This window comes from Comamonas kerstersii (assembly GCF_008801935.1).
Lineage (GTDB): Bacteria > Pseudomonadota > Gammaproteobacteria > Burkholderiales > Burkholderiaceae_C > Comamonas > Comamonas kerstersii.
In genome coordinates this window covers 85,387-104,675 of sequence record NZ_VZOT01000003.1, presented here as the reverse complement: position 1 = coordinate 104,675, position 19,289 = coordinate 85,387, and the positions used below count along the sequence as shown (strand labels likewise).

The window sequence follows — 19,289 nt, the reverse complement described above, 5'->3', positions numbered from 1 at the left end:
ACAGCCTTGTCACTGCGCGGTAACAGAATGTAGAACTCCTTTGAGTTCTTGCCATGTGTGCTGCCGCTGTGCTTTCGCCAACTCCTCAATTGCCTGTTTCTTGTGTGTTCTGGCGTCGCTGGTTGCAAGGCTGGCAACCATTGCATGCGGCCATTGTGGGCACGGTCATGGCCATTTTGTTGCTGCTCTGGTGGTTTAGCAGCCAGCACTGGCAGACACAGGCGCGGCAGGTGGACCAGGCCGCACGCATGAAGCAGGCGGGCATGGCTGCCATCGTGGCTGAGAACCTGCGCCAGGTGGTGGAAAAAGCGCAGCTGGCAGCTGCTGTGGCGCAGCAGGGCTTATGGGGGCAACGCGGCTGGCAGCAGCAGCTGGAGCAAATGCTGCAGCGTGACCGCGTTTTTCTGCGCCACGCCTTGTACAGCGCTGATGGCCAGCATCTGGCTGGTGCTGAGATCAGCGCCGCGCTGCTGCACAGTTTGCAGGCACAGCAGCATGCATGTCCGCAGGTCCGTGTGCTGCAGCCAGAAGCCGCGCCTGCGATACAGCCGCCGCATGTGCTGCAAGTGCCTTTGCTGCTGTGCCTGCACGGGCCAGATGATGTATTGCAGGCCTTGCTGGTGCTGCATATGGACATGGGCTACTTTCTGCGGCTGTACCGGGACATGGATCTCGGCAGCAGCGGCATGCTGCACCTGGTGGCGCAGGATGGCAGCGTGGTGGCAGCGCTGGCCGGTGGCGGCCTGCTGGCGCAGCCCGTGCAGCAACTCTCCGCAGTGGCGCGCTTGCAGGAGCGCTCTGGAGAAATCAATCTGGCGCTGGGCGCAGGTGATATGCGTCTGGCCAAATTCCATCGCGTTGCCGATGTGCCTTTGACGGTGGTGGCGAGCCGGGAGTGGGCGGAAATTCGCGCAGCACAGCAAGAGCATGTCACAGGCACCAGATGGCTGCTGGCGGCGGTGTCGCTGATGGCCATCATGGCCACCATTGCCGTGCTGCGTACCTTGCAGCGCAAGCAGCATCTTTATGAAGCGCTGGCCAGGGCAGACCACGACAAGCAGACGCTGATTGCACAGCTGGAGCAGGAAAAGCAAAGGGCGCTGGATCTGGCCTCTAGTGACCATCTGACAGGGCTGCACAACCGGCGCATGTTTCATGAGCTGGTTTCCAGTCACCTGGCCTTGGCCCGGCGCAGCCGCAAGCACTATGCGCTGCTGTATCTGGACATGGACCGTTTCAAGCAGATCAATGATTCCTTTGGGCACCATGTGGGCGATGCCTTGCTGCAGGCCGTGGCCCAGCGCTTGCGCAGCATCCTCAGAAGCTCTGACGTGATTGCCCGCATGGGTGGGGATGAGTTTGCGGTGCTGGTGACGGCGCTGGAGCGAATGGAAGACGTGGAGGCGCTAGCCAGCAAGCTGGTGGCAGCCCTGGCTGCCCCTTATGAGGGGCTGGATGCTGCGCCCATACATACCTCGCCTAGCATGGGCATCGCTTTGTTCCCGCGCGATGGCCATGATGTGGAGGTGCTGTGCCGCCATGCGGATGCCGCCATGTACGCCTCCAAGAAAGCAGGGCGCAACCGCTTTACTTTCTACGATCGCCTGCCGGAGCTGGATACGGAGCGCAGTCTGCGCCTGACACGCCAGCTGCCGCAGGCCATTGCCAGTGAGCAGCTGGTGCTGCATTTCCAGCCCAAAGTGCGGCTGGATGACTGCTCCATCGACAGTTTTGAAGCACTGGTGCGCTGGCAGCACCCGGAGCTTGGCCTGATTTACCCCGGCGATTTTGTGCCACTGGCTGAGGCACATGGGCATGTGCAGGCACTGGGCGACTGGGTCATGCAGGCCTGCTGCCGCCAGATTGCCGCCTGGCGCATGCAAGGGCTGGATCTGGTGCCTGTGGCATTCAATGTGTCCCCCCTGCAGCTGGCTGACAGTGGCTTTCCCGTGCGGCTGACCACCTGGCTGCAGCACTACGGCGTAAGAACCTCGGATATCCAGATCGAAATCACGGAAAGCTGTCTGGTAGAGCCCGCAGGCATTGCTGCACGTGTGCTGGCGCAGTTACAGCACATAGGGGTGAGGATTGCGCTGGATGATTTCGGGACCGGCTTTTCCAGCCTGAGCCAGATCCGCAACCTGCCCATCAACACCATCAAGCTGGATAAATCATTCGTCAATGAATTGCGCACCAGCACAGAGGCCGGTGTGCTGGTGACATCCATCATCACGCTGGCGCACAACCTGCGCATGCAGGTGGTGGCAGAAGGGGTGGAACTGAAAGACCAGCTGGTCTACCTCAAGACCGCTGGCTGTGATGTGGCGCAGGGCTATTTTCTCAGCCGCCCCGTTACCGCGGTGCAGGCAGAAGCTTTGTTGCGTCAAGGCGTGGTGCACCTGTCATAAGACCCGCTTACACAACCTTTGATACGTCGTTGCGAAGCCTTGTCGTACGCCTTGTGCTGCCTGCGGCTTCGCGCCTGCGCGGCCCGGCCTCGTCTCAAACGCAAACCTGCGGTTTGCTGGGTAGTGTTAGCAGCTCTAAGGCGCAAAGCTTGCCGCTTAAGGCGCGGGCGTGCGCAAGCGCAACAGCTGCCCTTTGCTTTCATCGGTCAGCACATACAGCCAGCCGTCTGGCCCCTGGCGCACATCACGCACACGCTGGCCGAGGTTGGGCAGCAGGTGTTCGGTCTTCACCACCTTGTCACCATCCAGCGTAATACGCTCCAGCCGCTTGGCGCGCAGTGCGCCGACCACCATCTGGCCTTTCCATTCAGGGTAGCGGTCTGAGGTGATAAAGGTCATGCCAGAAACGGCAATCGACGGCGTCCACTGGTGTGCGGGCTGCTCCATGCCTTCCCTGTGCGTGATGCCTGCACCAATCTTGCCGCCGCCGTAGTTCTCACCATAGGTAATCACGGGCCAGCCGTAGTTCTTGCCGGGCTCAGGGCGGTTGATTTCGTCGCCACCCTGCGGGCCGTGCTCATTCATCCAGAAGCTGCCGTCCGGTGCCAGTGCTGCGCCCTGTGGGCTGCGGTGGCCGTAGCTCCAGATTTCAGGCAGGGCATCGCTGCGGCCCACAAAGGGGTTGTCCGGGGGCGCGCTGCCATCCTTGTGAATGCGCACGATCTTGCCCAGGTGGCTTTGCAGGTTCTGCGCTTCTTCCTTGAAGAAAGAGCGCTCGCCCAGTGTGAGCAGCAGCGTGCCATCGGGCCGCTCTACGATGCGGCAGCCAAAGTGCAGCTGGCTGGCTTTCTTCGGTTGCTGGCTGAAGATGGTCTGAACGCTTTCCAGCTGCGTTTCGTCTGGTGACAGCTGCGCCTTGGCCAGCGCCGTGCTGTTGCTGCCGTTCAGCCCTGGCTCGGCAAAGCAGAAGTACAGCGTGCGGTTGCGGGCAAAGTCACTGTCCAGCACCACATCCAGCAGACCACCCTGGCCGCCCACGGCAATGGCGGGCAGGCCCTGAATGGGTGCGCCCAGCGTGCCATCGGGGGTGATGGTGCGCAGGCGGCCGGGGCGCTCGGTGACGAGGAATTTGCCATCGGGCAAAAAGGCTACGGCCCAGGGGCGCTGCAATCCCTGGGCGACCACTTCGGGCTGCACTTGCAGGGCGTGTGCGCTGCCAAGCTGCAGCAGGGCAGCACAGAACAGGGCGGGGGTGGTGCGCAAAAAGCTGGGGGTGGCCATGGGCGAATGTCTCCTCATCAAAACTTTGCGAACACGCAAGAACAGCGCCTGAGTCGTCAAAAAACTTGGCAATGCTGGCGCTGTGGCCTATGGTGCAGGTGTATAAATCGAAGCATTCTATGCCGCACTGCTCGTGCGGTTTTTTTGTTCTTTTTCGAGAAAGGCCCCGTATGGGAGCGCAATGGAAAGCCAAGGGCAAGGCCCTGGTTGCGGATGCCAAAGGCAAGCTGTTTGGCAAACTGGTCAAGGAAATTACGGTCGCAGCCCGTCTGGGCGGAGGCGACCCCACAGGCAATTCGCGCCTGCGCATGGCCATTGAAGCAGCGCGCAAGGCTTCCATGCCCAAGGACACGCTGGACCGTGCCATCAAAAAAGGCTCGGGTGCAGGCGCTGATGCGGTTAACTACTCCAGCGTGATTTTTGAAGGCTATGCCCCCCATCGCGTGCCCGTGATGGTGGAGTGTCTGACCGACAACCCCAACCGTACCGCTCCCAATATGCGCGTGTGCTTCCGCAAGGGCCAGATGACGGCCGTGGCCTGGGATTTTGACCACGTGGGCATGATTGAAGGCGAAGCCGAAAACGGTGCCGACCCCGAACTGGCCGCCATCGAAGCCGGTGCACAAGACTTTGAAGCGGGCGACGAAGAGGGCGTGACCCTGTTCATCACCGAGCCTACCGATCTGGACGCAGTGTCCAAAGCCCTGCCTGCGCATGGCATCAAGGTGCTGTCGGCCAAGCTGGGCTACAAGGCCAAGAACCCTGTGAGCATGTCCAGCCTGTCTGCCGAGCAGCAGGAAGAAGTGCAGGCCTTCCTGGCCGGTCTGGACAATGATGATGACGTGCAGAACGTCTTCGTCGGTCTGATTGACTGATTGCGCAGCCTCGCCAGCCATGGCGATGCACGGCAACAAGGCTGCTTCGGCAGCCTTTGTTTTGGGTGCTGTTTTATAAAAAAGAGAGCTGCCAGCGCTTGAATTTCCAATGTTTCAGATATAAAACTATCTGAAATCATTGATTTACAAGCGCTGGAAGCTATTTTTTTAGATTTACCTGTTTGTAGCGGCAGGTAGCAGCCATGAAAAAAGGCAAGGTGAGAATCACCTTGCCTTTTTGGTGTGCGCTGCATGCCGGGCTTTGAGGGCGCGGCATGGCGTTCACAGACTTAGATCACAGCGGCAATCGCCTTGCACACGTGGTCAATGTTCTTGCTGTTGAGCGCAGCCACGCACATACGGCCAGTGTCAGTGCCGTACACGCCAAACTCGGAGCGCAGACGGATCATCTGTTCCTTGGACAGGCCGGAGTATGAGAACATGCCGATCTGGGTGGTGATGAAGCTCATGTCCTGCTGCACGCCAGCAGCCTTCAGGCCGTCCACCAGCTTCTGGCGCATTTCCTTGATGCGCACGCGCATGCCAGCCAGCTCTTCTTCCCACAGAGCGCGCAGCTCGGCGTTGTTCAGCACCGCAGCCACCACAGCACCGCCGTGTGTAGGAGGGTTGGAGTAGTTGGTGCGGATCACGATCTTCAGCTGCGACAGCACGCGGGCAGCTTCTTCCTTGTCGTTGGCCACCACGGACAGGGCACCCACGCGTTCGCCGTACAGGCTGAAGCTCTTGGAGAAGGAAGTCGACACAAAGATGTTCAGGCCTGCAGCCACGAACTTGCCGATCACGGCGCCGTCTTCGGCAATACCGTGGCCAAAGCCCTGGTAAGCCATGTCCAGGAATGCGACCAGGCCCTTGGCCTTGACCACGGCAATCACCTGTTCCCACTGCTCGGCAGTGATGTCGTAGCCGGTGGGGTTGTGGCAGCAGGCGTGCAGCACCACGATGGTGCCAGCAGCAGCGGCGTTCAGGTCAGCCAGCATGCCGTCAAAGTTGATCGAGCGGGTGGCTGCGTCGTAGTAGGAATAGGTGCCCACTTCGAAGCCAGCGTTCTGGAAGATGGCGCGGTGGTTTTCCCAGCTGGGGTTGGAGATCAGCACCTTGGCGTTGGGGCTGAGCTTCTTCAGGAAGTCGGCACCGATCTTCAGGCCGCCTGTGCCGCCGATGGCCTGCACAGTGGCCACACGGCCAGATTGCACGACTTCGGAGTCAGCGCCAAAAACCAGGCCCTTGACGGCGCTGTCGTAGGCAGCAATCCCGTCGATGGGCAGATAGCCGCGAGCCTTGGGCTCTTCCATCATGGCCTTTTCAGCAGCCTGTACGCACTTGAGCAAAGGCAGCTTGCCGTTATCGTCGAAGTACACGCCTACACCCAGGTTCACCTTGTTAGGGTTGGTGTCAGCGGCAAATTGTTCGTTCAGACCCAGAATGGGGTCGCGGGGTGCCATTTCGACGGCGGTAAACAGAGACATGGACAGTCCTTGAGGGTAGAAATCTAACGGGCCACCCTTAGCTAACACCTGCGGTAGGCTAGAGGGTTAGCTCGCCATTTTACGCTGGCTGCACTCTATGCGCCTGCGTCATGAAACTATGCAAGACGAAAATATTCACCAGCCCCCTGCAGGACAGTTTGTGCACTTCCCTGACTCACCGTTTGAGCTGTTCCAGCCTTACCCGCCAGCGGGTGACCAGCCTGCAGCCATTGAGAAGCTGGTGGAAGGCGTGGAGGACGGTGAAGCTTTTCAGACGCTGCTGGGTGTGACGGGTTCGGGCAAGACCTTCACCATGGCCAATGTGATTGCGCGCCTGGGGCGGCCTGCCATCGTCTTTGCGCCCAACAAGACCCTGGCGGCGCAGCTGTATTCCGAGTTTCGCGAGTTCTTTCCCAAGAACGCTGTGGAGTATTTCGTCAGCTACTACGACTACTACCAGCCTGAAGCCTATGTGCCGCAGCGCGATCTGTTCATTGAAAAGGACAGCGCCATCAACGAGCACATCGAGCAGATGCGCCTGTCCTGCACCAAGAGTCTGCTGGAGCGCCGCGATGTGGTGATCGTGGCCACGGTCTCTGCCATCTACGGTATTGGCGCGCCAGAGAGCTACCACCAGATGGTGATGACCATGCGCACGGGCGACCGTGTGGGCCAGCGCGATGTGATTGCCCAGCTCATTCGCATGCAGTACCAGCGCAATGACCAGGATTTCTCGCGCGGCACGTTCCGTGTACGCGGCGACACGATTGACGTCTTCCCGGCGGAACACTCCGAGCTGGCCCTGCGCATTGAGCTGTTCGATGACGAGGTGGACAGCCTGCAGCTGTTTGACCCACTCACAGGTCGTGTGCGCCAGAGTATTCCGCGCTTTACCGTCTACCCCAGCAGCCACTATGTGACGCCGCGTGACAAGGTGCTGGCGGCGGTGGAAACCATCAAGCTGGAGCTGTCCGAGCGCGTCAAGCAGCTGGTAGGCATGGGCAAACTCGTGGAAGCGCAGCGCCTGGAGCAGCGCACCCGCTTTGATCTGGAAATGCTCAGCGAAGTAGGGCACTGCAAAGGGATTGAGAACTACACGCGCCACCTTTCGGGCGCAGCACCCGGTGAGCCGCCCAGCACGCTGACGGACTATCTGCCCAAAGATGCCGTGATGTTTCTGGACGAAAGCCACCAGATGATTGGCCAGCTCAACGCCATGTACAACGGTGACCGCCAGCGCAAGACCACGCTGGTGGAGTATGGCTTTCGCCTGCCTTCGGCGCTGGACAACCGTCCGCTCAAGTTTGAAGAGTTTGAGCAGCGCATGCGCCAGGTGATTTTTGTCTCGGCCACGCCTGCTGACTATGAAAAGACCCATTCCGGGCAGGTGATCGAGCAGGTGGTGCGCCCCACCGGGCTGGTGGACCCTGAGATTGAGGTGCGTCCGGCTACCCATCAGGTGGACGATGTCCTGCAGGAAATTCGCCTGCGCGTGGAACAAAATGAGCGGGTGCTGATCACAGTACTGACCAAGCGCATGGCCGAGCAGCTGACAGACTACCTGAGCGAAAACGGCGTCAAGGTGCGCTATCTGCACTCAGACATTGATACGGTGGAGCGTGTGGAAATCATCCGAGACCTGCGTTTGGGTGTGTTTGATGTGCTCGTTGGCATCAACTTGCTGCGCGAAGGGCTGGATATTCCCGAGGTGTCACTGGTTGCGATTCTGGATGCCGACAAGGAAGGCTTTCTGCGTGCTGAGCGCAGCCTGATTCAGACGATTGGCCGCGCCGCGCGCAACCTGCACGGCAAGGCCATTTTGTATGCCGACCGCATCACCGAGTCCATGCGCAAGGCCATTGGTGAAACCGAACGCCGCCGTGCCAAGCAGATGGCGTTTAACGAAGCCAACGGAATTACGCCAAAAGCACTTGTCAAGAGGGTGAAAGATCTGATTGATGGGGTTTATAGCGAAAAAGGTGCACGTTCGGCCAGTGAACAATTGCAAATTCATTCTTCGAATGCGGCGGGGAAGGTGCTCTCCGAAGCGGAACTGGCCAAGGAAATCAAGCGGCTGGAGAAGGAAATGCTGGAGCGTGCCAAGAACCTGGAATTCGAAGCTGCGGCCCGTATCCGCGACCAGTTGGCGCTATTAAAACAAGAGCTTTTTGGAGCTTGAGCAACCCTGGAGGGAGTGCGGCGATAGCCTGTGGCGATTGCCGCGATTGGATGTACCCGACCAAAATAATGGGGTTTGTGCTATACTCCTACACATTACTCAACAACAACAAAACTTCATGAAGAAGGGCTCTGCGCCTTTTGCAGGACGGAGTAAGGGCGGAGACGGTAGTCAATCCGGTAATCCGTGATTGATGTTTCTGTAACGAACAGCCTGACTGAAGGAGCTCACGATGCGTCTTACAACTAAAGGCCGCTTTGCGGTCACAGCCATGATCGATTTGGCCCTGCGCCAGAACAATGGTCCCGTTACGCTGGCGGCGATCAGTCAGCGTCAACAAATTTCGTTGTCCTACCTGGAGCAGCTGTTTGGCAAGCTGCGCCGTCATGAACTGGTGGAGTCAACCCGTGGCCCTGGCGGCGGCTATACGCTGGCCCGCAAGGCAGCGGAAATTACCGTGGCAGACATCATTGTCTCCGTGGACGAACCTATTGACGCTACCCAGTGCGGCGGCAAGGAAAACTGCATGGGCGAAGCTGGTCGCTGCATGACACACGAACTGTGGTCTGCACTGAACCAGCGCATGGTGGAATTTCTGGATTCCGTCACGCTGCAAAAGCTCGTGGATGAGCAGCTGGCCAAGGGCGTCCAGATTGAGGACAAGCCTGTGGTGCGCCGCGCCATTTCCACGGCGCCTGTGGTGAAGCCTATCCGTGTGAATGCCCCCAACTCGGTGTTTGCGCTGGGCAACGTTTTTGCCAAGTCTTAACTTCATTGCTTGAGGTGCTCTACCGGGCTTGCTCGGTAGAAATGTTCGGATTTTCGAAAAGGCAGCTTCCTGTAGTTGCTGCGTTGATTTCAATAGAGCCAGTCATGGACCAGACCCCACATTTCCCCATTTATCTTGACTACGGCGCAACCACTCCCTGCGATCCTCGCGTGGTGGACGCCATGATTCCATGGTTGCGTGAGCACTTTGGTAATGCTGCCTCTCGCAGTCACGCCTGGGGCTGGGAAGCCGAAGAAGCCATTGAAAAGGCCCGCACGCAAGTGGCTGAGCTGATCAATGCAGACCCCCGCGAAATCGTCTGGACCAGCGGTGCAACCGAGTCTGACAACCTGGCCATCAAGGGTGCTGCGCACTTCTATCAGGGCAAGGGCAAGCACCTGATCACTGTCAAGACAGAACACAAGGCCGTGCTGGACACCATGCGCGCTCTGGAGCGTGAAGGCTTTGAAGTGACGTATCTGGACGTGCAGGAAAACGGTCTGCTGGATCTGGAAGCCTTCAAGGCAGCTATCCGCCCTGACACCATCCTGGTGAGCGTGATGGCTGTGAACAATGAAATCGGCGTGATCCAGGACTTGAATGCTATTGGTTCAATCTGCCGCGAAAAGGGCATCATCTTCCACGTGGACGCTGCACAGGCCACAGGCAAGATGCCTCTGGACATGCAGACCATGCCTGTGGATCTGATGAGCCTGGCTTCGCACAAGACATACGGCCCCAAGGGCATCGGTGCGCTGTACGTGCGCCGCAAGCCTCGCGTGCGTCTGGAAGCGCAGATGCACGGCGGTGGCCATGAGCGTGGCATGCGCTCCGGCACGCTGGCGACCCACCAGATCGTGGGCATGGGCGAAGCTTTCCGCATCGCCAAGGAAGACATGCAAAAGGACTACGAGCACGCCAAGCGCATGCAGCAGCGTCTGCTCGACGGTCTGATGGATCTTGAGCAAGTGTTCGTCAATGGTGATCTGGAGCACCGCGTGCCCCATAACCTGAACATCAGCTTCAACTTCGTGGAAGGCGAGTCCCTGATCATGGGTATCAAGGGCCTGGCAGTGTCTTCCGGTTCCGCCTGTACATCGGCCAGCCTGGAGCCCAGCTATGTGCTGCGTGCCCTGGGGCGTTCGGATGAGCTGGCGCACAGCTCGCTGCGTATCACCATCGGTCGCTTCACGACAGAGGAAGAAGTTGATTACGCCATCGCTTCGATTCGCAAGAACGTTGAAAAGCTGCGTGAACTCAGCCCCCTGTGGGAAATGTACAAGGACGGTGTTGATCTGAGCACCATCCAGTGGGCCGCGCACTAAGCGCCTTGCAACACACCATTGAAATCAAGAGGTAGACATCATGGCTTACTCTGACAAGGTCATTGACCATTACGAAAACCCCCGCAACGTTGGTTCCTTTGAAAAGGGTGACGACACTGTTGGTACCGGCATGGTGGGTGCGCCAGCCTGTGGCGACGTGATGAAGCTGCAAATCAAGGTCAACCCCGAAACCGGCGTGATCGAAGACGCTCGTTTTAAAACCTACGGCTGCGGCTCTGCCATTGCTTCTTCCTCTCTGGTGACAGAGTGGGTCAAGGGCAAGACGCTGGATGAAGCTGCTGCGCTGAAGAACAGCATGATTGCTGAAGAGCTGGCACTGCCTCCCGTGAAGGTGCACTGCTCCATCCTGGCAGAAGACGCCATCAAGGCTGCAGTGGACGACTACCGAGCCAAGCGCGGCGAAGCCGTGTCTGCCGAGTAACGCCATGGCGATTACGCTGACGGAAGCGGCTGCTCGTCACGTGGGGCGCTACCTGGCCCGACGTGGCAAGGGTATTGGCGTGCGCTTGGGGGTCAAAACCACAGGCTGCTCTGGCCTGGCTTACAAGCTGGAGTATGTGGACGAGGCGGAGCCTGAAGATGTGGTGTTTGAAAGCCACGGTGTGAAGGTGCTGATCGACCCCAAGAGCTTGGCTTACATCGATGGCACAGAGCTGGACTTTGTGCGCGAAGGTTTGAACGAAGGCTTTAAGTTCCACAATCCCAACGAGCGTGATCGCTGCGGTTGCGGCGAGAGCTTTCGCGTGTAACAGCGCTGCTTTGCTGCTTGCAGCAGGGTAGAGCACTGCATTGAGAACCGCCATCGCGCATGTGTTGGCGGTTTTTTATTGATATGAATCTGCAATCCGACGATTTTGAGCTGATGGGGCTGCCGCGCCAGTTTGTGCTGGACCGTGATCTGCTCGATGCACGCTGGAAAGAGCTGCAAAAGCAAGCGCACCCTGACCGCTTCTCGGCCGAGGGCGGCGTGGCGCAGCGCATTGCCATGCAATGGTCTGTGCGCATCAACGAGGCGTATCAGCGCTTGAAGCACCCCCTCAAGCGTGCGGCCTATCTGTGTGAACTGTACGGCGTGCCTGTGCGTGCCGAAGACAACACCGCCATGCCTGCTGCTTTTCTGATGCAGCAAATGGAATGGCGTGAAGCGCTGGAAGAGGCGGAAACAGAAGATGCCATCGACGCGCTGGATCAGGAAGTGCAGGCGGTGCGCAAGCAGATGCTGCAAAAATGCGAGCTTTTGCTGCAGTCACCAGAAGGTGCCGCAGAGGCGGTGCAGGTAGTGCGCTCGTTGATGTTTGTGGAGCGCTTCCGCGCCGACATCGAAGCACGACGCGACCAGTTGGGACAATGATTATTGGTGCTTTGCCGCTGCATTGCTGCACGGCAGGGTCCAGGCTGGCAGTGCATGCTGGCCATTGAATGGAATAGACAAAGCCATGGCTTTACTGCAAATCTCAGAACCCGGGCAATCGCCAGATCCACACCAGCGCCGCATTGCGGTGGGTATTGACTTAGGAACCACGCACTCCCTGGTGGCAGCGGTGCGCAATGGTGTGCCAGAGTGCCTGCCAGATACGCAAGGCAGGATTTTGCTGCCCTCTATCGTGAGATATGCAGAAGCGGGCAAGCGCCAAATTGGTGACGATGCCAAGGCTTTTGCCGTGGAAGATGCGGCCAACACCATTGTGTCGGTCAAGCGCTTCATGGGGCGTTCGCTGGCAGATATCGGTAACCAGGAGCAGCTGCCTTACCGCTTTGAAGATGGTGGTGCACAGGGCATGGTCAGCCTGCACACACGTGCCGGTGTGAAGTCGCCCGTGGAAATCAGTGCGGAAATTCTGGCCACGCTGCGCTACCGTGCCGAAGACACCTTCAACGACGACCTGTACGGTGCTGTGATCACCGTGCCTGCGTATTTTGATGATGCGCAGCGCCAGGCCACCAAGGATGCGGCCAAGCTGGCGGGCATCAATCTGCTGCGTCTGATCAATGAGCCTACTGCTGCTGCCATTGCCTACGGCCTGGATAACGCCAGCGAAGGCATTTACGCCGTCTATGACCTGGGTGGCGGTACGTTTGACATCTCCATCCTGCGTCTGACCAAGGGCGTGTTTGAAGTGATTGCCACGGGTGGTGACTCCGCGCTGGGCGGTGATGACTATGACCAGGCGCTGGCACAGTGGGTACTGGCTCAGGCGGGTGTGTCGCTGTCGCAGGTGCAGGATCTGGCAGCCGTGCGCATGGCCGCCAAGCGTTGCAAGGAAGCGCTGACCGACAGTGATGAAGCCGTGTTTAGCATGGATTTGCACAGCGGCCAGCGTCTGGAGCAGCGCGTCACGCGTGCGGACTTTGATCAGGCCACTGCTGCGCTGACCAAGCGCTCCATCAGCGCTGTGCGCCGTGCACTGCGTGATGCAGACCTGCAGCCTGAAGAAGTGCAGGGCGTGGTCATGGTGGGTGGCTCCACCCGCATGCCACAGGTGCAGGAGGCGGTAGAGGCTTTCTTTGATCGCAAGCCGCTGACCAATCTGAACCCCGACGAAGTCGTGGCGCTGGGCGCAGCCATCCAGGCCAACCAGCTGGCGGGCAACAATGCAGCCGGTGACCTGCTGCTGCTGGATGTGATTCCGCTGTCGCTGGGCATTGAAACCATGGGCGGTCTGGTGGAGCGCATCATCTCGCGCAACGAAACCATTCCTGCGGCCCGTGCGCAGGACTTCACCACCTATAAGGACGGCCAGACGGCCATGGCCATCCACGTGGTACAGGGTGAGCGCGATCTGGTGGCAGACTGCCGCAGTCTGGCGCGCTTTGAGCTGCGTGGCATTCCGCCCATGGCAGCAGGTGCAGCGCGTATTCGCGTGACCTTTACCGTGGATGCGGATGGCCTGCTGTCCGTTTCTGCCAAGGAGCAGACCAGCGGCGTGGAAGCACACATTGATGTGAAGCCTTCCTACGGCCTGTCGGATGAACAAGTTGCCCAGATGCTGCAAGATGGCTTTGCCACCGCGCAGCAGGACATGAAAGCCCGTGCGCTGGTGGAGGCGCGCGTGGATGCAGATCGCATGCTGCTGGCCACCATGAGTGCACTGGAAGCCGATGCGGATCTGCTACAACCCGAAGCGCTGGAAAAAATCCACGCCCTGATGGAGCAATTGCGTGCTGTGCAGGCGTCCGAAGACGCCGCGCAGATCGAAGCTGCCACACAGGCCCTGGCCAAGGGGACAGAAGCTTTTGCCGCGCAGCGCATGAATCGCAATATTCGCGAAGCGCTGGCGGGTAAGAGCGTGCAATCTATCTCTTAAGAAACGTTGGATATGCCCATCATCAAAATATTGCCCCATCCTGAATACTGCCCACAGGGCGCACAGATCGAAGCGCCTGCTGGCACAACGATCTGCGAAGCACTGCTGGACAACAAGATCAACATCGAGCACGCCTGCGACATGAGCTGCGCCTGCACGACCTGCCACGTGATCGTGCGTGAAGGCTTTAACTCGCTGAACGCCAGCGATGAGACCGAAGACGACCTGCTCGACCGCGCATGGGGGCTGGAGCCTCAGTCGCGCCTGAGCTGTCAGGCCATCGTTGCGCAAACTGATCTGGTGGTGGAAATCCCCAAATACTCCATCAACCACGCCAAAGAAAACCACTGATTCTTATGTCGCGTCAAATCGTTCTGGATACGGAAACCACGGGCCTGTCACCGGAAACGGGTGACCGGGTGATTGAGCTGGGCTGCGTTGAACTGGTCAACCGCAAGCTCACAGGCAATAACCTGCACCTGTATTTCAATCCGGAACGCGACAGCCATCCAGATGCCTTGCGCGTGCACGGGCTGACGACGGAGTTTCTGAGCGACAAGCCCAAGTTTGCGGAGAAGGCGCAGGAGATCCTGGCCTATCTGCAAGGTGCGGAACTCATCATTCACAACGCGCCCTTTGACGTGGGTTTTCTGAACAAGGAGCTGTCGCTGCTGGGGCTCAAGCCCATTACCGAATACGTTGCCAAGGTGACGGACTCTTTGGTGATGGCCAAGGAGCTGTACCCCGGCAAGCGCAACTCGCTGGATGCGCTGTGCTCGCGCCTGGAGGTGGACAACAGCGGCCGTGAACTGCACGGCGCCTTGCTGGATGCGGAGCTGCTGGCAGACGTCTACATCAACATGACGCGGGGGCAGAACACCCTGGTCATGCCGGATGTGGATGATGACCATGGCGGCCAGGCTTCGGGTGAATTTACGCCTGCCATTGATCTGCGCAGCTACCGGCTGCCTGTGCTCCAGCCCAATGAGCAGGAGCTGGCTGCCCACGAAGCCTATCTGGACGAGGTCGATAAGGCCTCTGGTGGCAAAACAATTTGGCGAGTTTCCGAAAACGTCACTCAAGCTGTGACATAATTCAAGGCTTACCAGATTGCTGGTTGGGGTGATTAGCTCAGCGGTAGAGCACTGCCTTCACACGGCAGGGGTCACATGTTCGATCCATGTATCACGCACCAATCAAGCTTGACAGCTATGTCAGCTGCGGGTGATTAGCTCAGCGGTAGAGCACTGCCTTCACACGGCAGGGGTCACATGTTCGATCCATGTATCACCCACCACAATTTGCGTGATTAGCTCAGCGGTAGAGCACTGCCTTCACACGGCAGGGGTCACATGTTCGATCCATGTATCACGCACCAGTCAAGCAAAACCTCCTGAATCCCTGGTTCAGGAGGTTTTTTGCTTTGGGACTTCTTCTTGCGCAGAACGCACGCATGCCGGTCTGTGCGCGTGCGAAGGGGTGTTCACGCAGCCTTGCGCTGGCTGCTGCGTCGCACGGCGCGCGCGCTGATCTTGGTGGCCTCAGGAAAGCGCGCCATGGCGTACGACACCGCCGAGCAGGTGCTGGAAAACAAACCGACATAGCGGATGCCTTGAACTTTGACAATGCAGTACTTCATCGAATTGCAGGAGTTGGATGTGCTGAATTTGTTACTTATCGACAATTTTGTTTAAAAATGAAACAAAAAGTTGTAACAGACACTGATGCCCCGCATTTCGACAGTGGGTGTGGGTTGGCCTCAGTTCAGAAGGGTGGACATGTGGATGGCGCAAACTATTAAAAAAATAGCTGCTTGCGCTTGCATTCCAAGGTTTTCATGATGTTTTATGCATGAAGTGCTTGAAAAACAAGCGTAAGCAGCTATAAAAATAAGAGCAGTGTGGTTTGCCATGATTAGTTACAGACTGTTGGCATGCCGGAGACACGCATTGGATAAGAAGCAGCTCAGCGAAGCAGACATTCGCGCCAAATTCATTGACCCAGCCATCCTCAAGGCAGGCTGGAGCGAAACCACCCAGATCTACCGCGAATACACCATTGCCCATGGCCGCATCGTGGTGCGCGCCCTGTGCCAGCAATTGCGTGAACAACTGATCCAGGCGCGCCAGACCGAAAACCTGCTGGCGCAGGCATGGGTGGAGCAGGTAGCAGCATAAGCACCTCGTACACATGACAGGCTACGTAAAACCTTGGACCAGTTATGCGGACCAGCTGCGTATCCTGCAGCAGCGCGGCATGCAGGTGTCTGATGCCGCCAAGGCGCTGGAGTATCTGGAGCGTATTGGCTACTACCGCCTCTCCGGCTACTGGCACGACATGCGCCAGTGGCAGCGCGATGCGAACGGCCAGCGCGTAGTGCTGGACGCGCTGGATTGACGGCCTATGCAGAGTGGCTGCAGAAGCACGACAGCTTGATACAGCGCAGCAGCGAAAAATTCATTCAGCACAACCGCAATAAATATGGTTTGCCGCTGGCTATTTGGGTGGCCTGTGAAGTGTGGGATTTTGGCTGTATGTCTGTGCTTTTTTCAGGCTTACCAGAACCGGAACAGAACGACATTGCGAAGTCTTACGGGCTGCCAGCAGATAGCGGCAGTGTGATGGTCAGTTGGCTGCGCAGCTTGAACTATGTGCGCAATGCCTGTGCCCACCATAGCCGCTTATGGAACTGAAACGTGGTGGATCAGCCCAAGCTGCCTAAAAAAGGTGCTGTGCAGGCGTTGGATGTGTTCCACGGCAAAGCTTGGCTGGTGGCACGCCCGTTTGCGCTGTTGTGTATTTGCCAACATTTGATGCAGCAAATTAACCCGCATTCCTCGTGGAGTCAGCGTGTGCGGGTGCTGTTGGAGAGCTTTCCGCCCTTGCATCATGTGGGCTTGACGCTGCAAGGCATGGGAATGGAGGCTCAGTGGCTACAAGCACTAGATGACGGGCGCCCTGCTTACTGGACCAGTCTTTTGCGCTGAGAGGGATAAAGAAAAACCCCCAGCAGCTAGTGCAAGCACATCACTGAAGGGGGCCGTGTTGACGGTGATTCTAGACCTTTTTGGGTTTTTGCACATCATCCAGAGCGTGCAGTCTGTGGCATGGCAGTGTTCTTGCTCGGGGTGAAAATTAAAAAAGCCTTGTAACTCATTGAATTACAAGGCTTTTGTATTTTGGCGGAAGGGGCGGGATTCGAACCCGCGGTAGGCTATTAACCTACACACGCTTTCCAGGCGTGCGACTTAAACCGCTCATCCACCCTTCCGTTGCTGGGGCTGCAGTGCAGCATCAGCGAAAACTTTGCCAGCTGCAGAGGATTGGCTCTGCGATTTGGCGAAACCAAGATTCTAGCGCAGTTTTTCATGCCCTCAATGAAATTCAGGGTGTCTGTGCGTGGGCTGAGGGCCTTGCATGCAAGTTGGTGCCTGTGCAGGCGGTGTGCGACACAACGTGACGCAGTGCTGTGAAGAATCTGGGGCTGCAATCTCAGGAGGACACAGCATGGCAAGAAGGCGTAAACCGGGTTCAGGGGTGAGTGGGGATCTGGACCCATTGGTCAGACTGTGGATGCTGCGCTTGCTGGTGCTGCTGGGCGGCCAGCGTGAGTTCATGTGCACACATGGTTTTCGCAATGATGCAGTGGCTGTTGCTCTGGGTCTGGGGCACTGGGTGGATGAGGCGGAGTTTGATTTGCCCGACTATCTGAAGGGGGGCGAAGGCAGCAGCAGTGAGTTTGAGGTCAAGCGGGTCAAACGCGCGCTGCGGCAGATGCACCAGCAGGCTGAAGACAGCAAGCCGCAGACCGTGGCTTCGGAATTCATGCGCCGCAATATGCACAGGCTGGCCGAGCTGGTGGGACTGGATGAGACGGACTGCAAGATCCTGACGTTTGTTGTGGTCATTCACAACGAACGCCTGCTTGACGATACGGGGGATTTGCTGGGCCAGCTTTCGTCGTCCAGGGTGTTTCAGGTGCTGTCAGTGCTGCTGGGGCTGCCGGAAGCTGCGGTGCGTACCGCATTGGGTGCACAAGGGATTCTGGCATGCTCCGGGCTGGTGTCGGTGGAGCGCAGAGGGGCCAGCACGCTGTGCAACAAGCTGAACCTGCTGTCGGATGTGTTTGCAGACCTGATGGTCTCGGCCGACACGGACCCGCTGGGTTTGCTCAAAGGGACGGTTGCCCCTTCACCGCAGGGCACGCTCAGTCTGGCTGATTACGCGCACATTCAGCCTTCGCTGGACATTTTGCAGCCGTATCTGCAGCACACGGCGCAGACATGCCGGCGTGGCGTGAACATCTTTTTGCATGGGGCGCCTGGTACAGGCAAGAGCGAACTGGCGCGTGCACTGGCGCAGGAGCTGGGCTGTGAGTTGTTTGAGGTGTCCAGCGAAGATGAAGACGGCGACCCCATCAACGGAGAGCACCGCCTGCGTGCCTTTCGGGCCGCGCAGAGTTTTTTTGCGCAGCGCACGGCGCTGGTGGTGTTTGATGAGGCTGAGGATGTCTTCAACGATGGCGACCTGATGTTTGGCCGCAAGAGCACGGCGCAGGTGCGCAAGGCCTGGGTCAACCGCATGCTGGAGGACAACCCGGTGCCGACGGTATGGCTCTCCAACACAGTGCGCGGCATGGACCCAGCTTTTGTGCGCCGTGTTGACATGGTCATTGAACTGCCGGTGCCTCCCAGAAAGCAGCGTGAGCAGATGCTGCGCATGCGCTGCGGTGACTTGCTGGATGCGCCGCGTATTGCGGCAATTGCAGAAGTTGACAGTCTGGCTCCGGCAGTGATTGCCAAGGCGGGTGGGGTGGTACGTGCCATCAGTCAGCAGCTGGGGGCGGAGAAGACCGCTGCTGCGTTTGAGCATCTGGTCAGCAGCACTTTGCGCGTGCAGGGGCACCACACGCCGCTCAGGCAAGGGAGTGCAGATGTGGCCATGGGCTATGACCCTGCATTCATCCAGGCTGACGCTGATCTGGAGGAGGTGGCTCGGGGGCTGGTGGGTACACAGTCCGGCCGCCTATGGCTGCTGGCTGGCAGAGCAGCTGGGCATGCCGCTGACGGTTAAGCGGGTGTCGGATCTGATTTCGCCCTATGCGGGCAAGAGTGAGCAGAACATTGCGCGGGCATTTGGGGATGCGCAGTCGGAGCAGGCGGTGCTGATGATGGATGAGGTGGACAGCTTCTTGCAGGACCGCCGTGGCGCACAGCGTGGCAGGGAGGTGAGCCTGGTCAATGAAATGCTCACGCAGATGGAAGCTTTTCCGGGGGTGTTCATTGCTTCGACCAATCTCATGGACGGGCTGGATCAGGCTGCACTGCGGCGTTTTGACCTGAAAGTGAAGTTTGACTTTCTGCAGCCACAGCAAGCCTGGGCACTGCTGTGCGCTCAGTGCGAACGCATGCAGCTGCCTGCGCCTTCAGACGCAGAGCGCGCACAGCTGGCGCGACTGCACAGCCTGACGCCAGGTGACTTTGCCGTGGTAGTGCGCCAGAGCCGGTTTCGCCCAGTGCGCAGCGCGGCCAGCCTGATTGCAGCGCTGGAAGCGGAATGCGCGGTCAAGCAAGGTGCTGGCCGGTCGATGGGGTTTGTGTAAACAAGTGCTGAGGTTTATATAGTTTTAATAGCTGTCA

The 19,289-nt window shown here is 58.5% G+C and carries 20 protein-coding genes and 4 tRNA genes; 20 read left to right on the top strand and 4 right to left on the bottom strand.

What is annotated here, in order from left to right; genetic code table 11:
* Positions 1-104 precede the first annotated feature (104 nt).
* Positions 105-2,408 carry a putative bifunctional diguanylate cyclase/phosphodiesterase gene (locus F7P80_RS05765; RefSeq protein WP_249041394.1) on the top strand — a complete coding sequence of 768 codons (2,304 nt, stop codon included), beginning with the start codon at positions 105-107 and terminating at the stop codon, positions 2,406-2,408.
* Positions 2,409-2,564: 156 nt separating this feature from the next.
* Here F7P80_RS05765 and F7P80_RS05760 read toward each other — a convergent pair whose 3' ends face one another.
* Positions 2,565-3,689, bottom strand: coding sequence for a PQQ-dependent sugar dehydrogenase (locus F7P80_RS05760; protein ID WP_151043364.1), 1,125 nt, complete (start codon positions 3,687-3,689; stop codon positions 2,565-2,567).
* Between the two features lie 170 nt (positions 3,690-3,859).
* Here F7P80_RS05760 and F7P80_RS05755 point away from each other — a divergent pair, with 170 nt between their 5' ends.
* The gene (locus F7P80_RS05755) at positions 3,860-4,564 is read left to right on the top strand and encodes a YebC/PmpR family DNA-binding transcriptional regulator (RefSeq protein ID WP_054067264.1); all 705 of its coding nucleotides are present in this window, start codon (positions 3,860-3,862) and stop codon (positions 4,562-4,564) included.
* A gap of 290 nt (positions 4,565-4,854) precedes the next feature.
* On the opposite strand, the gene F7P80_RS05750 is transcribed toward F7P80_RS05755, so the two are convergent.
* Complete coding sequence (locus tag F7P80_RS05750) at positions 4,855-6,051, bottom strand: amino acid aminotransferase (protein ID WP_151043362.1); 1,197 nt, start codon at positions 6,049-6,051, stop codon at positions 4,855-4,857.
* A 118-nt stretch (positions 6,052-6,169) separates the two neighbouring features.
* Here F7P80_RS05750 and uvrB point away from each other — a divergent pair, with 118 nt between their 5' ends.
* The 12 genes from uvrB to F7P80_RS05690 all read left to right on the top strand — a co-directional run bounded on the left by uvrB (position 6,170) and on the right by F7P80_RS05690 (position 15,028).
* Complete coding sequence (gene uvrB, locus F7P80_RS05745; protein ID WP_151043360.1) at positions 6,170-8,230, top strand: excinuclease ABC subunit UvrB; 2,061 nt, start codon at positions 6,170-6,172, stop codon at positions 8,228-8,230.
* A gap of 232 nt (positions 8,231-8,462) precedes the next feature.
* The gene (iscR, locus tag F7P80_RS05740) at positions 8,463-8,999 is read left to right on the top strand and encodes a Fe-S cluster assembly transcriptional regulator IscR (protein ID WP_054067271.1); all 537 of its coding nucleotides are present in this window, start codon (positions 8,463-8,465) and stop codon (positions 8,997-8,999) included.
* Between the two features lie 104 nt (positions 9,000-9,103).
* Complete coding sequence (locus tag F7P80_RS05735) at positions 9,104-10,324, top strand: IscS subfamily cysteine desulfurase (RefSeq protein ID WP_151043358.1); 1,221 nt, start codon at positions 9,104-9,106, stop codon at positions 10,322-10,324.
* Positions 10,325-10,364: 40 nt separating this feature from the next.
* On the top strand, positions 10,365-10,766 hold the full coding sequence (gene iscU, locus F7P80_RS05730; protein WP_054067273.1) for a Fe-S cluster assembly scaffold IscU: 402 nt from the start codon (positions 10,365-10,367) through the stop codon (positions 10,764-10,766).
* Between the two features lie 4 nt (positions 10,767-10,770).
* A complete protein-coding gene (gene iscA, locus F7P80_RS05725) occupies positions 10,771-11,094 on the top strand; it encodes an iron-sulfur cluster assembly protein IscA (RefSeq protein WP_054067274.1) in 324 nt (107 codons plus the stop codon).
* An 83-nt stretch (positions 11,095-11,177) separates the two neighbouring features.
* Positions 11,178-11,696, top strand: a complete 519-nt coding sequence (hscB, locus tag F7P80_RS05720; RefSeq protein WP_054067275.1) for a Fe-S protein assembly co-chaperone HscB — start codon at positions 11,178-11,180, stop codon at positions 11,694-11,696.
* 85 nt (positions 11,697-11,781) lie between these two features.
* Positions 11,782-13,650 carry a Fe-S protein assembly chaperone HscA gene (hscA, locus tag F7P80_RS05715; protein ID WP_151043356.1) on the top strand — a complete coding sequence of 623 codons (1,869 nt, stop codon included), beginning with the start codon at positions 11,782-11,784 and terminating at the stop codon, positions 13,648-13,650.
* Between the two features lie 12 nt (positions 13,651-13,662).
* The gene (gene fdx, locus F7P80_RS05710; RefSeq protein ID WP_054067298.1) at positions 13,663-14,001 is read left to right on the top strand and encodes an ISC system 2Fe-2S type ferredoxin; all 339 of its coding nucleotides are present in this window, start codon (positions 13,663-13,665) and stop codon (positions 13,999-14,001) included.
* A 5-nt stretch (positions 14,002-14,006) separates the two neighbouring features.
* Complete coding sequence (gene dnaQ, locus F7P80_RS05705; RefSeq protein ID WP_151043354.1) at positions 14,007-14,744, top strand: DNA polymerase III subunit epsilon; 738 nt, start codon at positions 14,007-14,009, stop codon at positions 14,742-14,744.
* A 26-nt stretch (positions 14,745-14,770) separates the two neighbouring features.
* Positions 14,771-14,845 (top strand) — tRNA-Val (locus F7P80_RS05700).
* Positions 14,846-14,872: 27 nt separating this feature from the next.
* Positions 14,873-14,947, top strand: a tRNA-Val gene (locus F7P80_RS05695).
* Between the two features lie 6 nt (positions 14,948-14,953).
* Positions 14,954-15,028: transfer RNA gene (locus F7P80_RS05690), tRNA-Val, on the top strand.
* A 105-nt stretch (positions 15,029-15,133) separates the two neighbouring features.
* On the opposite strand, the gene F7P80_RS16735 is transcribed toward F7P80_RS05690, so the two are convergent.
* Complete coding sequence (locus tag F7P80_RS16735) at positions 15,134-15,289, bottom strand: hypothetical protein (RefSeq protein ID WP_170265348.1); 156 nt, start codon at positions 15,287-15,289, stop codon at positions 15,134-15,136.
* A 310-nt stretch (positions 15,290-15,599) separates the two neighbouring features.
* On the opposite strand from F7P80_RS16735, the gene F7P80_RS05685 reads away from it, so the two are divergent.
* From F7P80_RS05685 to F7P80_RS17070, 4 genes are read left to right on the top strand one after another with little or no spacing between them, the layout of a single operon-like run.
* Positions 15,600-15,827, top strand: coding sequence for a hypothetical protein (locus F7P80_RS05685; RefSeq protein WP_151043352.1), 228 nt, complete (start codon positions 15,600-15,602; stop codon positions 15,825-15,827).
* A gap of 13 nt (positions 15,828-15,840) precedes the next feature.
* Positions 15,841-16,047 (top strand): hypothetical protein, encoded by a 207-nt coding sequence (locus tag F7P80_RS17080; protein WP_249041393.1) that lies wholly within the window; start codon positions 15,841-15,843, stop codon positions 16,045-16,047.
* Positions 16,044-16,343: an Abi family protein gene (locus F7P80_RS17075; RefSeq protein ID WP_249041392.1), complete on the top strand. Its 300-nt coding sequence runs from the start codon at positions 16,044-16,046 to the stop codon at positions 16,341-16,343. The genes F7P80_RS17080 and F7P80_RS17075 overlap by 4 nt, the downstream gene beginning before the upstream one ends.
* A 3-nt stretch (positions 16,344-16,346) precedes the next feature.
* Positions 16,347-16,637: a hypothetical protein gene (locus tag F7P80_RS17070; RefSeq protein ID WP_249041391.1), complete on the top strand. Its 291-nt coding sequence runs from the start codon at positions 16,347-16,349 to the stop codon at positions 16,635-16,637.
* 193 nt (positions 16,638-16,830) lie between these two features.
* Here F7P80_RS17070 and F7P80_RS05675 read toward each other — a convergent pair.
* Positions 16,831-16,921: transfer RNA gene (locus F7P80_RS05675), tRNA-Ser, on the bottom strand.
* Positions 16,922-17,157: 236 nt separating this feature from the next.
* Here F7P80_RS05675 and F7P80_RS05670 point away from each other — a divergent pair.
* Positions 17,158-18,723, top strand: coding sequence for an AAA family ATPase (locus F7P80_RS05670; protein WP_211371999.1), 1,566 nt, complete (start codon positions 17,158-17,160; stop codon positions 18,721-18,723).
* Positions 18,707-19,252 (top strand): ATP-binding protein, encoded by a 546-nt coding sequence (locus F7P80_RS16895; RefSeq protein ID WP_211371998.1) that lies wholly within the window; start codon positions 18,707-18,709, stop codon positions 19,250-19,252. Before F7P80_RS05670 ends, F7P80_RS16895 begins: the two co-directional genes overlap by 17 nt.
* Positions 19,253-19,289: the final 37 nt, after the last annotated feature.

What these genes read in the sequence shown, in the direction of transcription:
- hscA (WP_151043356.1), top strand. Translation starts at nt 11,782, where the DNA reads ATGGCTTTACTGCAAATCTCAGAACCCGGGCAATCGCCAGATCCACAC.
- F7P80_RS05750 (WP_151043362.1), bottom strand. Translation starts at nt 6,051, where the DNA reads ATGTCTCTGTTTACCGCCGTCGAAATGGCACCCCGCGACCCCATTCTG.
- fdx (WP_054067298.1), top strand. Translation starts at nt 13,663, where the DNA reads ATGCCCATCATCAAAATATTGCCCCATCCTGAATACTGCCCACAGGGC.
- F7P80_RS16895 (WP_211371998.1), top strand. Translation starts at nt 18,707, where the DNA reads ATGCCGCTGACGGTTAAGCGGGTGTCGGATCTGATTTCGCCCTATGCG.
- F7P80_RS05760 (WP_151043364.1), bottom strand. Translation starts at nt 3,689, where the DNA reads ATGGCCACCCCCAGCTTTTTGCGCACCACCCCCGCCCTGTTCTGTGCT.
- iscU (WP_054067273.1), top strand. Translation starts at nt 10,365, where the DNA reads ATGGCTTACTCTGACAAGGTCATTGACCATTACGAAAACCCCCGCAAC.
- hscB (WP_054067275.1), top strand. Translation starts at nt 11,178, where the DNA reads ATGAATCTGCAATCCGACGATTTTGAGCTGATGGGGCTGCCGCGCCAG.
- F7P80_RS17080 (WP_249041393.1), top strand. Translation starts at nt 15,841, where the DNA reads ATGACAGGCTACGTAAAACCTTGGACCAGTTATGCGGACCAGCTGCGT.
- dnaQ (WP_151043354.1), top strand. Translation starts at nt 14,007, where the DNA reads ATGTCGCGTCAAATCGTTCTGGATACGGAAACCACGGGCCTGTCACCG.
- F7P80_RS16735 (WP_170265348.1), bottom strand. Translation starts at nt 15,289, where the DNA reads ATGAAGTACTGCATTGTCAAAGTTCAAGGCATCCGCTATGTCGGTTTG.
- iscA (WP_054067274.1), top strand. Translation starts at nt 10,771, where the DNA reads ATGGCGATTACGCTGACGGAAGCGGCTGCTCGTCACGTGGGGCGCTAC.
- F7P80_RS05755 (WP_054067264.1), top strand. Translation starts at nt 3,860, where the DNA reads ATGGGAGCGCAATGGAAAGCCAAGGGCAAGGCCCTGGTTGCGGATGCC.
- F7P80_RS05735 (WP_151043358.1), top strand. Translation starts at nt 9,104, where the DNA reads ATGGACCAGACCCCACATTTCCCCATTTATCTTGACTACGGCGCAACC.
- F7P80_RS05670 (WP_211371999.1), top strand. Translation starts at nt 17,158, where the DNA reads ATGGCAAGAAGGCGTAAACCGGGTTCAGGGGTGAGTGGGGATCTGGAC.
- iscR (WP_054067271.1), top strand. Translation starts at nt 8,463, where the DNA reads ATGCGTCTTACAACTAAAGGCCGCTTTGCGGTCACAGCCATGATCGAT.
- uvrB (WP_151043360.1), top strand. Translation starts at nt 6,170, where the DNA reads ATGCAAGACGAAAATATTCACCAGCCCCCTGCAGGACAGTTTGTGCAC.